Annotated in this window: 10 protein-coding genes; 6 read left to right on the forward strand and 4 right to left on the reverse strand. The window is 61.6% G+C overall.

What is annotated here, in order from left to right; all coding sequences use genetic code 11:
• The first annotated feature begins 688 nt into the window (after nt 1-688).
• Genes ROSERS_RS11065 through der form a run of 3 tightly spaced genes read left to right on the forward strand, consistent with a single transcriptional unit; the run spans nt 689 to nt 5,411 of the window.
• Nucleotides 689-2,194 (forward strand): DUF512 domain-containing protein, encoded by a 1,506-nt coding sequence (locus ROSERS_RS11065; RefSeq protein WP_011956871.1) that lies wholly within the window; start codon nt 689-691, stop codon nt 2,192-2,194.
• 33 nt (nt 2,195-2,227) lie between these two features.
• Nucleotides 2,228-3,925, forward strand: coding sequence for an HD domain-containing phosphohydrolase (locus tag ROSERS_RS11070; protein WP_011956872.1), 1,698 nt, complete (start codon nt 2,228-2,230; stop codon nt 3,923-3,925).
• 4 nt (nt 3,926-3,929) lie between these two features.
• A complete protein-coding gene (gene der, locus ROSERS_RS11075; protein ID WP_011956873.1) occupies nt 3,930-5,411 on the forward strand; it encodes a ribosome biogenesis GTPase Der in 1,482 nt (493 codons plus the stop codon).
• 2 nt (nt 5,412-5,413) lie between these two features.
• On the opposite strand, the gene ROSERS_RS11080 is transcribed toward der, so the two are convergent.
• Both ROSERS_RS11080 and ROSERS_RS11085 read right to left on the reverse strand, forming a co-directional pair.
• Nucleotides 5,414-5,827, reverse strand: coding sequence for an FHA domain-containing protein (locus tag ROSERS_RS11080; protein WP_011956874.1), 414 nt, complete (start codon nt 5,825-5,827; stop codon nt 5,414-5,416).
• 64 nt (nt 5,828-5,891) lie between these two features.
• On the reverse strand, nt 5,892-6,902 hold the full coding sequence (locus tag ROSERS_RS11085) for a radical SAM protein (protein ID WP_232282822.1): 1,011 nt from the start codon (nt 6,900-6,902) through the stop codon (nt 5,892-5,894).
• 40 nt (nt 6,903-6,942) lie between these two features.
• Between ROSERS_RS11085 and lepB the strand changes: the two genes are divergently transcribed.
• Nucleotides 6,943-7,764: a signal peptidase I gene (lepB, locus tag ROSERS_RS11090; RefSeq protein WP_232282823.1), complete on the forward strand. Its 822-nt coding sequence runs from the start codon at nt 6,943-6,945 to the stop codon at nt 7,762-7,764.
• Between the two features lie 21 nt (nt 7,765-7,785).
• Nucleotides 7,786-8,979, forward strand: a complete 1,194-nt coding sequence (locus ROSERS_RS11095) for a glycosyltransferase family 4 protein (protein ID WP_011956877.1) — start codon at nt 7,786-7,788, stop codon at nt 8,977-8,979.
• 773 nt (nt 8,980-9,752) lie between these two features.
• Here the strand turns inward: ROSERS_RS11095 and ROSERS_RS11105 are convergent.
• Nucleotides 9,753-10,931 (reverse strand): hypothetical protein, encoded by a 1,179-nt coding sequence (locus ROSERS_RS11105; RefSeq protein WP_011956878.1) that lies wholly within the window; start codon nt 10,929-10,931, stop codon nt 9,753-9,755.
• A 121-nt stretch (nt 10,932-11,052) separates the two neighbouring features.
• Here ROSERS_RS11105 and ROSERS_RS11110 point away from each other — a divergent pair, with 121 nt between their 5' ends.
• The gene (locus ROSERS_RS11110) at nt 11,053-12,249 is read left to right on the forward strand and encodes a L,D-transpeptidase (protein ID WP_011956879.1); all 1,197 of its coding nucleotides are present in this window, start codon (nt 11,053-11,055) and stop codon (nt 12,247-12,249) included.
• Nucleotides 12,250-12,254: 5 nt separating this feature from the next.
• Here the strand turns inward: ROSERS_RS11110 and ROSERS_RS11115 are convergent, their stop codons facing one another.
• Nucleotides 12,255-15,380 carry an outer membrane protein assembly factor BamB family protein gene (locus ROSERS_RS11115; RefSeq protein WP_011956880.1) on the reverse strand — a complete coding sequence of 1,042 codons (3,126 nt, stop codon included), beginning with the start codon at nt 15,378-15,380 and terminating at the stop codon, nt 12,255-12,257.
• Between the last annotated feature and the right edge of the window lie 29 nt (nt 15,381-15,409).

Consider the following 15,409-nt stretch of genomic DNA (forward strand, 5'->3'; position numbering starts at 1 on the left):
GTTGATGAAGATTGAGCAATATAGCGGTTCTCACAGAGGTTGAATCGTACCGTCACGGTTCTGATCCTTCCGCGTGCTCCGCGTCTCCGCGTGCACTGGACGGGCTCACATGGAGGCGCAGCGGTGCGGAGACGCCGATGCTACGTCAGACCAGAAGATCGTGCGTTCGTCGTTCCCGGTGCGCGTGTATCTCCCGCTGACAATCAGGTAGGCGCGGAGACGACCGCGCGTACTTCCAGTTGGGCGAAACACGTGTGATGCCGGTTGCACGCAGCAATTCCCCTGCCCCTGTGGTATACTGATACGCGGGTGCGGTTCGAACCGCACCAAATTTGTTGTGTTTGCGTAACTGCTCAGGCATGCGGTTGAAACCGCGCCTGAGAGGACGCTTCGCGCCGGGCGGGCGCCGTGGCGGCGTCCACGCAGGTGGACGCCCGGCGAAAAGCCTTCCAGAGGCGATTTCAATCGCTGAATGCTGAGTTGTTTGCAGGCGCGCGTTTATGGAATATCAACCCGATCTGAAGCGTATAACCGGCGGCGGTTGAAACCGCGCCTGAGAGGACGCTTCGCGCCGGGCGACCGCCCAGGCGGGCGCCGTGGCAGCGTCCACGCAGGTGGACGCCCGGCGAAAAGCCTTCCAGAGGCGATTTCAATCGCTGAATGCTGAGTTGTTTGCAGGCGCGCGTTTATGGAATATCAACCCGATCTGAAGCGTATAACCGGCGAAGGTGGCGAGATCGCCGCCGTCGCCCCTGGCAGCATCGCCGCCGAACTCGGATTGCAACCGGGCGATGTGGTGCTGGCGGTGGGTGATCTCCGTCTGCGTGACGTGATCGATTACCGTTTTGCTATTGCCGAAGAGACTATCGAGTTGCTGGTGCGTCGCGGTGATGAGGAGTTCATCTACGAGATCGAGAAAGACCCTGATGACGATCTGGGGATCGAGTTCGTCGAGCCGCTCTTTGACCGTCTGCGCACCTGCAACAACAAATGCCCGTTCTGCTTTCTGACCCAGATGCCGAAAGGGTTGCGCCGTTCGCTCTACCTGAAGGACGATGACTATCGTCTCGGCTTTCTGTACGGCAATTTTGTGACCTTTACCAACCTGACGGAGGCGGACTGGCAGCGGATCGAGCAGCAGCGCCTCAGCCCGCAGTACATTTCCGTCCACGCGACCGACCGCGCGTTGCGGGCGGTGCTGCTGGGGAAACCCGATGTGCCGGATGTCCTGGAACAGATCAGGCGTCTTGGTCGGATCGGCGTGACGGTGCATACCCAGATCGTTGCGCTGCCGCAGATTAACGATGGTGAGGCGCTCCATCAGAGTATTCGCGACCTGGCGGCGCTCTATCCGATTGTGCAGACGATTGCAGTGGTGCCGGTTGGGTTGACGAAGTATCGCTTCGAGGGAAAGCGACCGCAAACGATCAAAACCGCGATCCAGATCCACGAGACGCCGGAATGGATCGATGCGACCTGGGAACGGCAACCACGCTGGGACGATGCGCTGCATCCGCACGAACGACAGGTGGCGAACCTGGGGTATTGCGCACGTCAGATCGTCGCCGCCGATGTGCCGATGCGCTGCTACCGCTCTGACGAAGCGCCGCGCATTATCGATCTCGTTGAAGCGTACCAGGCGGATTTTCGTCGGCGCTACGGCATCGGTCTCGTGTATGCGTCCGACGAGTTCTACCTGCTCTGTGGGCGTGACCTGCCGCCGGCTGCCGATTATGATGGCATGCCCCAGTATTCGAATGGGGTCGGTATGACGCGCGACTTCCTGGATGGATGGGCGAAAGCGCAACGTCGTCTGCCCGCCCGTCTGCCGCAACCCGCCGAACTGACAATTGTCTGCGGGACGTTGATCGCTCCCATTCTTCAGCGTGTCATCGACCGTCTGAACCGGATCGTCAATCTGCACGCCCGCCTGTTGCCGGTCGTCAACCGGTTCTTCGGCGAAACGGTGACCGTCTCCGGGTTGCTGATGGGTCAGGATGTCGCACCGGCTATTCGTGCGGCGGGGGCCCGCCGGGTGCTGTTGCCGCGGGTTATGTTCGATCATACCGGTGCACGCACCATCGATGAGTACACCATCGAGCGCATTGGCGCCGAAAGCGGCGCCGTGGTTGCCGTCGCTGGCGAACCGGACGATATTGTGCGCTATGTGCGCGCCTTGAGCGTCGCGCCCTGAGCAACGGTTTCAGGATCGAGCGGAGGGAATAACATGCCAGTGCACACCCTGAGTATTCAACGTATCCTGAACGTGGTGCAGCGCGCCACCCAGACGGCTGCGCAGGCGAATCTGGCGGCGCTGCTCGATCGGACGCTTGACCTGTTCGTTGAAGAAGCCCGCGCCGAAGCTGGCACGCTCTACCTGTACGACCCGGAGCGCGATGAACTGGTGTTCCACGTGGTCAAAGGCGACGAGACGAGCCAGCGTCTGCTCGGCATGCGCATCCCGGCGAACCGTGGCGTGGCGGGAGCGGCGCTGCGCACCCGTGAACCGATCTTTGTCAGCGATGTTACCAGCGATTCGCGCTGGGATCGCAGCATCGGCGAACTGGCATCCATCCGCCTGCGCACCATGTATTGCCTTCCGCTGATGATCGAAGAGCGCCCGGTTGGCGTGGTGCAGGTCTTCAACCTGCCCGACGATGCGGTCGATGCTGAAGAAGAACTGGCGCTGTTACGCATCCTCGGCAACACGATGGTCAGCGTGATCGACAAAACCCGCCTGCTTGAAGAGACGTATCGCCGCGAACGGCGCCAGCGCGCCCTGGCGGATATTGCCGCCCGCCTGACGACCACGCTCGACCGCCAGCAGTTGTTGACCCTGATCATGGACTACGCCCGCGATCTGCTCAACTGCGAAGCAACGTCGGTGTGGGAGATCGACGATAGCGATGAGACCAATCCGGTGGTGCGATCCCACGTCGCCACCGGTTCGCGCGGCGAGCAGGTCACCGGCATCACAGTGCCGCTTGGTCAGGGGATCATCGGGCATGTCGTGGCGACCGGTCAGATCGTTCGGGTGGACAATGTGCGCGAGGATGCGCGCCACTACCAGGCGGTCGATCAGCAGAGCGGGTTTGTGACGCGCTCGATCCTGTGCGTGCCACTTCGTGCGCCGGGTATCGAACTCGGCGCCGGGCGCGGGCGGGTCGAGGCGCGCATTATCGGCGGCGCTCAGGCGCTCAACAAAATCGATGGTGCGTTCACCGATGATGATGTAAGCCTGTTTGAGTCGTTCGCCAACCTCTCGGCAACGGTGCTGCAACTATCGCGCCTCTACGCCGATACGCAGAACCTGCTGCTGGGCATGATCAAGGCGCTCGTTGAAGCGGTGGACGCGCGCGACCGCAACAATCGGCAGCACTCGCGCCGCGTCTCAGATTTTTCGATTGCGATTGCGGAAGAATTGGAGCTTTCGGACGAGCAGATATTCCATGTGCGCATCGGCAGTCTGCTGCACGATATTGGCAAGATCGGCGTACCGGACTCCATCCTCGATAAGCCGGGGCGTCTGACCGAAGAAGAACTGATTGAGATGCGCAGCCATACGGTCAAGGGGTACGAGATCATGAGCCAGGAGGAACTGAGGCGTCTGCTGCGTGTTGAACTGCCAGCGTTGCTTCAGCATCACGAACGACTCGACGGCAATGGGTATCCGCACCGCATCGCCGGCGACCAGATTTCGTGGATCGCGCGCATCGTCGCGGTCGCCGATGTATTCGATGCGCTGACCAGCGTTCGACCGTACAAAGAACCGTGGAGCGCTGAACAGGCGATTGCCTATCTTCGTGAGCGAAAAGGGATAGAGTTCGATGCCGCGTGCGTTGAGGCGCTGGCGCGCGCCCGCGCAAAGGGGCATCCGCTCGTGAAGACGCAGGGAGAGCGCACTGCCGTGAGTCTGGAGGGATGACCTTATGAAACCGATCGTTGCACTGGTAGGGCGCCCGAATGTCGGGAAATCGACATTGTTCAACCGACTGATCGGTGAGCGCCGCGCAATTGTTGAAGATATTCCCGGCACTACCCGCGACCGGTTGTATGGTGACACCGAATGGAACGGTCGCGTGTTCACCGTTGTCGATACCGCCGGTCTGCTCCTCGATGAAGATGATCTGACGCCGGGCACGCCACAACTGGAAATTGCCCGGCGCGTGCGCGAACAGGCGGAAATCGCAATCGAAGAAGCTGACGCGATCATCTTCATTGTTGATAGCCGCGAAGGGTTGACCGCTGCCGACGCCGCTGTTGCCGAAGTGTTGCGTCGCGCCAGCAAACCGGTCGTGCTTGCCGCCAACAAAGCCGACAACCGCGAACGCGCGCTTGATGCGGTTGAGTTTTACGCGCTGAACCTGGGTGAACCCATCCCGATGAGCGCCTACCACGGGATTGGCGTTGGCGATGTGCTCGACCGGGTGACCGACGTGTTGCCGATCATCGAAGCGGAGGAAGATGATGCTGCGGTCAAGATCGCAATTGTTGGGCGTCCAAACGTTGGCAAGTCGTCGCTGCTCAACCGGTTGATCGGTCAGGAGCGCAGTGTCGTGAGCGATGTTCCCGGCACAACGCGCGACAGTATTGATACGCCGGTTGAGATCGACGGCATCAAAGCATTGCTGATCGACACTGCCGGAATCCGTCGTCGCGGCAAGATTGAACGCGGACTCGAACGCTACAGCGTGATGCGCGCCCTGCGCGCCATCGAACGTGCTGATGTCGCTCTGCTTCTCATCGACGCGACCGAAGGGGTGACTGCGCAGGATACGCATATCGCTGGCATGATCCTCGAATCGCTCAAAGGGGTGGCAATCCTGGTCAACAAATGGGATCTGGTGGTGAAGGACAACACAACCTTCGATGCCTTCAGCCGTCATGTTCGTGAAGCGTTCAAGTTCATTTCCTACGCGCCGCTGCTGTTCATTTCGGCAAAGACCGGGCAGCGTGTCGATAAGGTCTTGCCGCTGGCGCTGGAGATCGCCAGCAACCGTCAGCGCCGCATCCCAACCTCTGAACTCAACACGCTGCTCCGTCGTGCCACATATGAGCATCCTCCGACTGCTGTTCACAAGGGTGCACATCTGCGGATCTACTATGCAACCCAACCGCAGGTTGCGCCGCCGGTCTTTCTGTTCTTCGCCAATCAGGCGGAACAGGTGCACTGGGGGTATGCGCGCTATCTGGAAAACCGCATTCGTGAGCGTTACGACTTCACCGGTACGCCGATCAAGATCGTTTTCCGCAGTCGCCCCAGGCGTGATGAGCGCGACAAGCCAGCAGTCGCCCGGACGCGTGCTGCGCCTGCAACGCGCGCTCACAGTGCGGCGCCGGAAGAGCGCATCGAAACCTGGGAGAGCGACGATTTCGACGAAGAAGCCGAGGTTTACTGGACGAACGAGTAGCGTCAATCCGGCAGCGCAACCGTCTTCAGCGCGGCAACTGATGTCGGCGACCCTGGTGCGTGGTACGAGACGGTGTATGGACCAATCGTGCAGAACATGCCGTCGGTCAGTAAATGGGGTTTGTGGGGCGTCAGGCGGTGACCGTCAACGAAGGTGCCGTTGGCGCTGCCGACATCCACAACCATCACCCCTTCCGGGCAGGGATGGAACTCGGCGTGGCGACGTGAGACTCCCTCGTAACTCAACACCAGGTCGTTGCTCAGCGCCCGTCCGGCTGTCACAGCAACCTCTCCCAACACGATCCGTCGTTCAATCACGCCATCGCGACGGACGATCAGGCGCGCAGCTGGCGAAAGCCCGATGAAGGACGTACTGCTGTGCGCTTCTGAAGGTTGTTGATCTGAACCGCTGTTCATGATTGCTCCTGAATGTTTCGGTTACTCCGTATGATTGTAGCAGATCATGGATCGTGGGTGTGTGTCATGATCGCTTGAAAATCGATGTACGCAGATGCAGGTCTGCGCCACAACAGGTGCAGCGTCCATCCTGGACACCCGTCATACGTGCGATCCGACCGCTGCGCTCGATCACCACCGATGCGCACGACGGGCATATCGTCTCCTGTCCTGGTTCCGGTCCGTACACATAGAACAGTCCTGCTTCGGCGCCGGTGCGACGCGCGCGTGCAACCGCCGCTGCCGCCGCCGCGCCTGCGTCGCCCGGCAAAACGTGCCAGGGGGTGAACGGGCTGAGCGCGGATCGGATCCAGCGGGCAAGTTCATGGATCTGGTCGGCGGCATCATTCACGCCGGGGTGCAGGCGGGTCACCACTTCGACATGGCAGTGCCAGCGATGAAAGGCATGTTCCGCCACCTCCAGAATGCCCCGCCATTGCTCAACGCCAGCGAGACGCCGGTAGGCGGCATCATCGAATGCGCGCAATTCCAGGCAGATACCGTCGAGATAATGCCCGATCTGATCGAGCGCTTCAATCGTCAGGAACCCGCTGGTGATCAGCGCCGTGTATCGGCTGGCGGCGCGCGCGGTGCGCAGCAGATCGAAGACATACTCATGCGCCACTGAAGGGTCGCTGTGCCCCCAGACAATGCCGCGGCACAGGCGCTCCAGCGCGAATGTGGCAGCACGCTCCGGCGCAAGCCGCCGTCGATGCTGATCATCGGGAGGTATGCTGCCATACTGACCACGATGGCCGTCCTCAGGGAAGGCGTAGCCCCACCCCCCAAGCGTCAACACCTGGGTGCCGGGAAAGAAGTGCCACAACCGGTGCTCATCAATCGGTCCGACTGTCGCTACGCTAATAAGACCATCGTTATGCACCGCAAGACCGTTATTGTCGCGCACACGCACTCTGCAACGCCCTGCCTGGCGTGGTTTCAACGCGCACCGCCACTGACAGACATTGCAACGCAACGTTTCATCATCGAGCGCGTCAACGAGACCGGTGTAGCGCATGGGTTCACCTGCTAGCATTCTTGTTCCTGATCAGGTATAATCCTGACGCATGGTGCGTATGGCGCCATGCATTGCCGATCGTCATCAATTCCTGAAAATCTGGCGCATCACCCTGTGCGCCAGCACAATCTGGTCTGGTACAGAAGATATGGACGAAACACCACTCCGTCGCCGCCTTGGTCTTGATCGACCATCAATCGCCGATCATCCGGTCGAAACGACCGACGTCGCAACCGCCGCCCCGCACCCGATGCCTGCTGTTCGCAGTGTGGTGCGGGAAATGCTGGAAACCGCCGTCTTCATTCTCCTGGTTTTTCTGATTGTGCGCGGCGCGATCCAGAACTTCAAGATCGAAGGGCAAAGCATGGAGCCGAATCTGCACAGCGGGCAGTATATTCTGGTCAACAAACTGATCTTCTTTCACTTCGACCTGAATGCGCCCCTGCGCCTGTTGCCCGGCAATGCCGATCTGCCGCCGCGCGTCGTCTATCCTTTTCGCACCCCGCGTCGCGGCGATGTGGTGGTGTTCGAGTATCCGCGTGATATGAGCAAAGATTATATCAAGCGCGTGATCGCCCTGCCGGGAGAGTCGGTCGAGATCCGGGAGGGGCGCGTGTATATCAATGGCGTTCTGCTCGATGAGCCGTACCTTCAGGGAATCACCACTACGTGCCGCCTGGAAGACCCGTGCGCGCGCGGTCCCGTCGTGGTCGATCCAGGCACGGTGTTCGTGATGGGGGACAACCGCGCCAACAGCAGCGACTCGCGCGAGTGGAGCAGTTTGCCGCTGGATCGGATCATCGGGCAGGCGTGGATTTCGTACTGGCCGCGTGAGCATTGGGGCGTTATTCCTTCGCCGACGTATGCTGCATTGCCTTAATCTATTATAAACGAACCCTGCATGCATATTGCTGTCAATGCGCATCTTCTTGCCCATACGCGCACCTTCCGCCGCGCAGGGGTCTCGAACTATGTCGAGGCGCTGCTGATCCATCTGGGTGGTATCGACAGGGAGAATCGTTATACGATCTACACCACTCGCGGTCTCGATGGCGCTGCGCTGGGGTTGCCGACCAATTTTCGAGTCAAACCCAGTCGTTTGCCGACCATCAATCCGCGTGTGCGCATTCCATGGGAACAACTGCTGGCGCCGTTGCTGCTGCGTCTCGAAGGCGCAAACGTGTATCATGGCGTGCTCAATGTCGTTCCGCTGGCATGCCCGGTTCCATCGGTAGTGACGATCCACGATCTGAGTGCATTTCTGTTCCCGCAGACGTTTCGCCGGGTCAATCGGGCGTACACGCAGTGGGCGATCCGGGTTGCAGCGCGACGCGCCCGCTATCTGCTGGCGGTATCGGAGTTTACCAGACGCGAGATTGTGCGCTGGCTCCACGTTCCGCCGGATCGCGTGGTGGTGACGCCCAACGCCGCTGATGCACGCTTCGCACCGCCCGATCCTGTCCGGCTCGAAGCCTTTCGCCGGCGCACTGGCCTGCCCGATCGATTCATCCTGTTTCTCGGCACGCTCGAACCGCGCAAGAACCTGCCACTGCTGCTCGAGGCGTATGCCCGGATTGCGCGCGATGTCGATGCGCCGCTGATCATCGGCGGTGCAAAAGGCTGGCTGTACGAGCCGATCCTGAAGCGCGCCGAACAACTCGATCTCGGAGACCGGCTCCGCTTTGCCGGTTACATCGATCAGGACGATCAGGCGCTCTGGTACGCCGCTGCCACGATGTTCGTCTTTCCCTCGCTCTACGAAGGGTTTGGCATGCCGCCGCTGGAAGCCATGGCGTGCGGTACGCCGGTCATCGTCAGCAACAGCAGCAGTCTCCCTGAAGTCGTCGGTGCGACACAGGGATCGCTGGATCGGGCGGCAGCATTGATCGTTCCGCCTGACGACGCCGATGTACTGGCGCAGGCGATGCTGCGTCTCCTCGCTGACGCCGACCTGCGCGCCGAGTTGCGGGCACGCGGGCTGGCGCGCGCGCGCTGCTTCTCCTGGCGCACGACCGCAGAGCGAACACTGGCGGTGTATCGCGCTGCGGCGATGGGGACGCCGCTGCATATCGAATACGGGTATGCTGAACGTTGAACGCTCCAGGCGATCCACGAAACTGCGGCATTCCGTTGCGCGCCCCCTGCTTTTCGGTTTCAGACTGCTGGTTTTCATCATACTGACCACGTTGCTCGCCAGCGCTTTGACGGCATCCGTTACCGTTCCAGCACACCCGCAACCCTTCGTGCGACCGGCGTTTGCGCGGCAGATGGAAGCATTGCGCCCGGTGATCATCAATGCAGCGGCGCGTCACAACGATCCAACAATTTCCGGGATGGATGACGCTGCATTTGCGGAAGTGATTGCGCTGGTGCTCTACAACGAGCATTTTGGATGGCTGGAGGAAGCGGTGCCGCCGTTGCGCCCGTTGACGCCGTGGTATCAGGCGGCGCAGATGGTGATCAACGCCTGCGGCGCAAACCTGACAGTCTGGCCCAGCAACATTCGTCCTTCGGTGGCGCTCGAAATGCTGCGTGGCGAACTTCCGGTCAAAGGCGTATCGGGACACCTCTTCATGCCGCTGCGCATCGAGGGGAGCCGGATTGATCCGGAACGCTACCGCACGCAGACGGAGTTGTACGCCGCGATCAACCGTGAATTGATCCAGCCGGCGCTGGCGGTCGAATACCTTGCCGCCAACCTGGAGCGTGGCGTCCATCGCGCGCGGCACGAAGGCGTGCCGGTGACCTGGCAGGCGCTCGCCGCCTGGCACAACCAGGGGATCGTCGCTCCGGAGGATATCGCCGCCAACCCGACCGCGCGCGACTATGTGCGACGGGCCGCTGTCTATCGCGATCTCGCGCGCGCGTTTATCGCCGCAGATCCGGCGGTACAGCATAGTCGCGCACAGCCCAGTAGATCGCCTTCGGCGTTCCGTCCGCCGCCACAAAATTCCAGTTATCCTGGTAGGTGCGCGCCTGCCAGGGCGTGCTGAATTGCCACAGGCACATCGCTTCCAGCCACGTCCACTCCAGCGCCATCCGGTACGCGCCAATCGTCCAGCGCACGCGCTGCGCCGGACGCACCGCCGCCGACCAGCGCGGGTGATCGTTCCATCCCCCTTCGGTGATGAAGATTGGTTTGTGGCGATCACCCAGGTATGTCAGCAGATCACGGATCAGTTCGACACGTCGGAAGTTGACTTCTTCCGGGGCAGGCGGAGCGTCGTGCGGTTGTTGCGCCCCGTAGTTGTGCACCGCCCAGGCGTCGAACCAGGGAGCGGCGCCAGCGGCGTATAGTTCGGTGATGTAGCGCAAATCCCCCATCCGCACTTCAGCCTGGTCACCCAGGTCGCCGCCCGGCGAAAGCGCCCCGGCGATCACCACAGCGTCGGGCACGGTAGCCTTGACGCGCGGGTACACTGCCTTCAGCAGCGCGGCATACCCGGCGGGATCGGGGGGGCGCCGCCCCCACTCGAATGCCAGATTTGGCTCGTTCCAGACAATGATATGCCGCACTCCATCGGCGCGGTAGCGCTGGAGGAACGCTGCTGCATAACTGGCAAAGTCGGCGTAGTGCGCTTCATCGAGATACCGGTCGCTCGAATTGCGGGGACGCGCCCACTGTGGGACGATGTCGAGCCGGGCAATAACCTGCAATCCCTGGCGCACTGCGTGGCGCACGACCATATCGGCGCCTGCCCAGTCGTACCCGAAGCGCGAGCGCGGCTGAACATACGCCCACGGAAACAGATCAACGACCCAGCGCGCCCCCATTTCACGCACCTGTTCCAGCGTTCGCTGGATGTACCCCTCGTCACCGATACCGGTGAGACGGGTATGGATGCCGATCTTCGGGTTGATCGTGACGACCTGCTGCTGTGGGGGAAGGTGGAGCGACCGCGGTGCACGCAGCGCCCAGAACTCAGCTGCCGCAGCGCCAATCACGAGCGGTGCGCCGATCAACAACCGGCGTTGACGCCGCCAGGCGGAGTCGCTGATGTCGCGGCGCTTCCCGCTCACAGGGTTATTCTGGTGTTCATCTGTCATAAACCTGCATGCTTGACATCGCGTGATTGGACGTTATAATCGGCTCAGGCGTCTTCGCAACAATCCATCCTCTCCGTTTTCAATCGTCCATGCCGACGACGGCAGCCGCCGGGGAACATCTATGATGCGCCACGTTGCTCGCTCGACCATCATTGTCCTGCTGATCGTCGCTCTGGCGACAACAGATGCAGCAACACCGGCGTTCGCCCAGGCGGGTGCACTCTATTTTCCACGCACGGGTCATCACCTGACCGATGATCACGGTTTCCTGAGTTTCTGGCGCAGCCACGATGGACCGCGCCTGCTCGGTTTCCCTGTGACCGAGACGTTGACCGTCGAAGGGATCGGTCCGACGCAATACTTCGAGAAGGGTCGTCTGGAGCGCGTTGCTGCCGCCGACGGAACGCCAGTCGTGCGAACCGGCGCTGTGGTTGCTGAGTATGTTGCTGCGCTCTACCGCACCTTCCCGCCGCGTCCTGATCGCCAGCCGGTGGAAGGTGAACTGCTCTTTGCGGAAACCGGGCACAGTGTGCGTGAGCCGTTCATCGGTTTCTGGCAGGCAGCCGGTGGCGTCGAGTTCTTTGGGATGCCGATCAGCGAACCGCTGTGGGAACAGACCGTCGCCGGATTGCGTCAGGTGCAGTACTTCGAGCGCGCCCGCCTGGAGCGTGTTCCAACGCTTGCAGGCGCTCCCGATGAGATTCAGGTCAGCGATCTCGGGCGCGCGCTGGCGGAATTGCGCGGATTGGACACTGCCCCTGTGCCCAACCGTGGATTCGAGATCTTCGGACCACCTGCGCCTGCTGCGCCGGATGTCGCTCCGCTCAACGCACCATCCGGCGCACCCACCCCGCCGCCTGCGGCGCGTCCTTCGCCTTCACCGCGCACTCCTGCGCCGTCCCCGCCCGCCAATCGCGCCAGCGTTCCCGCTCCGCGTTCTGCGGGCAAAGCCAAACGGATCGTCGTCAACCTGAGCAAACAGTGGCTTTACGCATACGAGGACGATCGTCTCGTGTTCGATGCGCCGGTTGCGACCGGGCGCGACGGCATGAATACGCCCACTGGCAACTTTCAGATTTACGCCAAATTGCCGGTGCAGACGATGGATGGCGTTACCGATGGCAAATACTGGGTTGTGCCGAACGTGCCGCACGTCATGTATTTCTCCGGCGGCGTCGCGCTCCACGGAACCTACTGGCACAATCTCTTCGGCACCGGCGCGCGTCCTTCGCACGGGTGTGTGAACCTGCCGTTGAAATCGGCAGCGTGGCTCTATGAGTGGGCGCCGGTTGGCACGCCGGTGCGTGTGACCTACTAATTCGCTCATGACGACCCGGCGCGCACGGCGCGATAAATGGTGACACCGGCGTCCCGACCGGCTGCCGCCAGTTGCACCCCGTCGGGACTGAACGCCAGCGCCAGAATGCCGAACTGCTGCTCAACGCGCCCCATCTCCGCGCCGCTTGCCGGGTTCCAGAATTGCATGACGCCGGTAGGGGTGCCGGTTGCGAGAAGCGCACCATCCGGCGAGAATGCCAGCGCAGTAAACCAGCCATCCTCCGGCGCGGCGCGAATATTGCGTTCGGATACGCCTGTCCGATAGTTCCACATCCGCAACACCCCATCGGTTCCTGTGGCGGCAAACAACGTTCCGCCCGGCTGAAACGCGATGCTGGTAATCGCATTCTGCATGCCGCTCAGCGTTTGCACCCGCTGACCATCCGAAACACGCCAGATCTCGATCCGTGGATCGTTCGGCGTCCCGGCTGCTGCCACAAACTCACCATCGGAACTGAGCGCCACCAGAAACACGGCTGGCAGATCGGTCTTGAGCGAACGCACCAATCGACCGGTCGAACCTTCCCACAGCACCACCGTCCCATCGCTTGCACCGACTGCCACAACCGATCCGCCGGGATCGGCTGCGATGCAGAGCGGTGTTCCTGTCATCCCCCGCAGATCACTGGTCGTTTCCTGAACGAAATCGATCAGTCTCACCGTATCCTGCTCGGTGAGCGTCGCCAGGCGGCCATTGGGCAGGAAAGCCAGTGATTGAACCGATGTGGCTGAGCCAGCGAATTGACGCACCTGGTCATTCGCCAGCAGTCGCAACTGAATGATCCCGTTGTAGCCGACCGAGCCAAGCACCTCGCTATCTGGCGAAAAAACGAGCGACGTGATCAATCCAAGACCGATTCGCAGGTTCAGGTCGGGACGCTGCTGCATCAGATCCCAGACAATGACGCGCCCTTCCTGGTCGCTGACCGAAGCCAGGCGCTCACCGTCGGGGCTGATGGCAATACTGAAAATATCAAGCCGATGCACATCGAGCATTGCGGTCTGCACGCCACGCTCCACATCCCAGATGCGCACGGTGGCATCCAGCCCCGCCGAATAGAGCGTTTTCCCATCCGGCGAAAATGCCAGTCCACGGATGACGATCCAGTTGGTATGACCGCGTAGCTGATGGATGATCTGACCACTCGTGGCATCGATCAGGTAGACCACCCCTTCAGTCGAACCGACCGCCAGGGTCTTGCCGTCGGGCGAGAATGTGACGCCCGTCGCCCAGTAACGCAGATTAGTGGTTGGGTCAAGAGCCGTGCGGAAACTGAAGCCGCTGATTTCTTTCCCCGATGCCACATCCCACAGACGGACGCTTCCATCACGCGAGGCAGATGCCAGCGTCGCGCTGTCGGGTGAGAACGCCACGCCGCCGATAAAACCGGTGTGACCACGAAGTGTCGCCAGCAGTTGACCGGTAGCGGCATCCCATATGCGCACCGTCTGATCGGTACTCCCTGAAGCCAGCAATGTTCCGTCGGGGGCGAAGGCGAGACTGCGGATCCAGCCGGTGTGCCCGCTCAGACGTCGGATGACCGTACCGGTTGATACATCCCAGATTCGGATATCGTTATCATCGCTGGCGCCCGATGCGAGGAGCGTGCTATCGGCAGACCAGGCGAGCGACGTGATCTTCCCCGTATGGTCGAACCACGTGCCGCGATCATCGAGGGTGGTCGCATCGTGCAGGCTCACCGCTTCACTCACCCCCACCGCCAGCAAACGACCATCGGGCGAATAGGCGACTGGACCGAGCACCGACATCGATAATTGACGGGTTGCAGTAATTGCAGCGACGTTCCGGGGTGAAATCGCGTTCGGACTGAGCGTCGTCGATCCGTCAACCGGGATCGGTGTGGGAGGCGGAACAGTTGGTTCGGCGCTTGCGCCACTCTCTTCGGTTGGCGTGGCTGTCGCTGCGGGAGTCGCATCAACGGGCGCCGCAGTCGAGGCGGGGGCAGACCCGGCAATGCCGAGCATCTGGCGCAACGGACTTCCCGGCAGAAACACCGCAATTGCCAGGCACACACCGATCGCCGCGACAGTCAGCAGGACTGCCGAGGTGATCAGGCACCCGGTGCTCAACCCCTGTCGCTGCGGGACGGGGGCATAACCAGGGGGATAGGCGACTGGCTGCGGGTATGGTGGAGGTGCGACAGGCGCAGGAGCGGGTGCAACCGGTGGAGCGGCTGGCGGGGGTGCAATGTTCGGTGGTGCAACCGATGTTACCGATGTTTCGGGCGGAGCGGCGACCGGCTCTGGCGCTGCCTGAGCCTCGGCAGTGGTCACCTGGGTGAGCACATCGGGACCGAGACCAAGCGAACGTCCGCCCATCATCTGCGCCGTTTCCAGCGCGATCCGCATTTCACGCGCCTGCTGAAACCGATTGACCGGTTTCAGTTGCAGTGCGCGCAACAATACCTGTTCAACCAGCGGAGAGATCTGCGGGTTGAGCGTCCGTGGTCCCGGCAGCGGCATGCCTGCGTTCTGCTGCTCCGGCGTCGGCGGCGCCCAACCCGTCAATGCATGGTACATCAGCGCGCCGATGGTGTAGACATCGCTCACTGTCGTCGGTTCCGCATCGGCGCGTGCCAGTTCAGGCGCACGGTAGGGCGATGGACCCTGCCCAATCGGTATCGCCAGCGTGAACGGGGTCACCATCCAGGCGCCCCGATCAGTGATCCAGACATCAGTCACTGCCAGGTCGCCGAGGAACAGGGGCGGACGCTGACTGTGCAGATGTTCCAGAAGCAGGAGTAAACGGTTCGCCTGCGCCAGAACATCGGCTTCCGGCAGTGGACCGCCACGCGCCCGGATCGACCGCTCCAGGTCCTGACCGCCGGGATCGGCGCACACCATGAAGTAGTGTGAGTCCCCGGCGAAATGATCGCGCAGCGGCAGCAGCGCTTCGTGACTCACCGCCGCGATCTGCTTTGCGAGAATTGCCAGATCGCTCCGTGCCTCATCATCAACTGTGAACTCCGCAACCAGCGTCAACTCGCCGCTCTGTTCATCGCGACACCGATATGTTTTCACGCCGGGTCGCTCGTCGATCGTGTAGATCGTGCGGTAGCGATCATGGATAACCTTCTCGCCTGAACTCATGGAAGCCTCGTTGTGATGCAGATGATCCG

The organism is Roseiflexus sp. RS-1, from assembly GCF_000016665.1.
In the GTDB taxonomy this organism is placed as follows: domain Bacteria; phylum Chloroflexota; class Chloroflexia; order Chloroflexales; family Roseiflexaceae; genus Roseiflexus.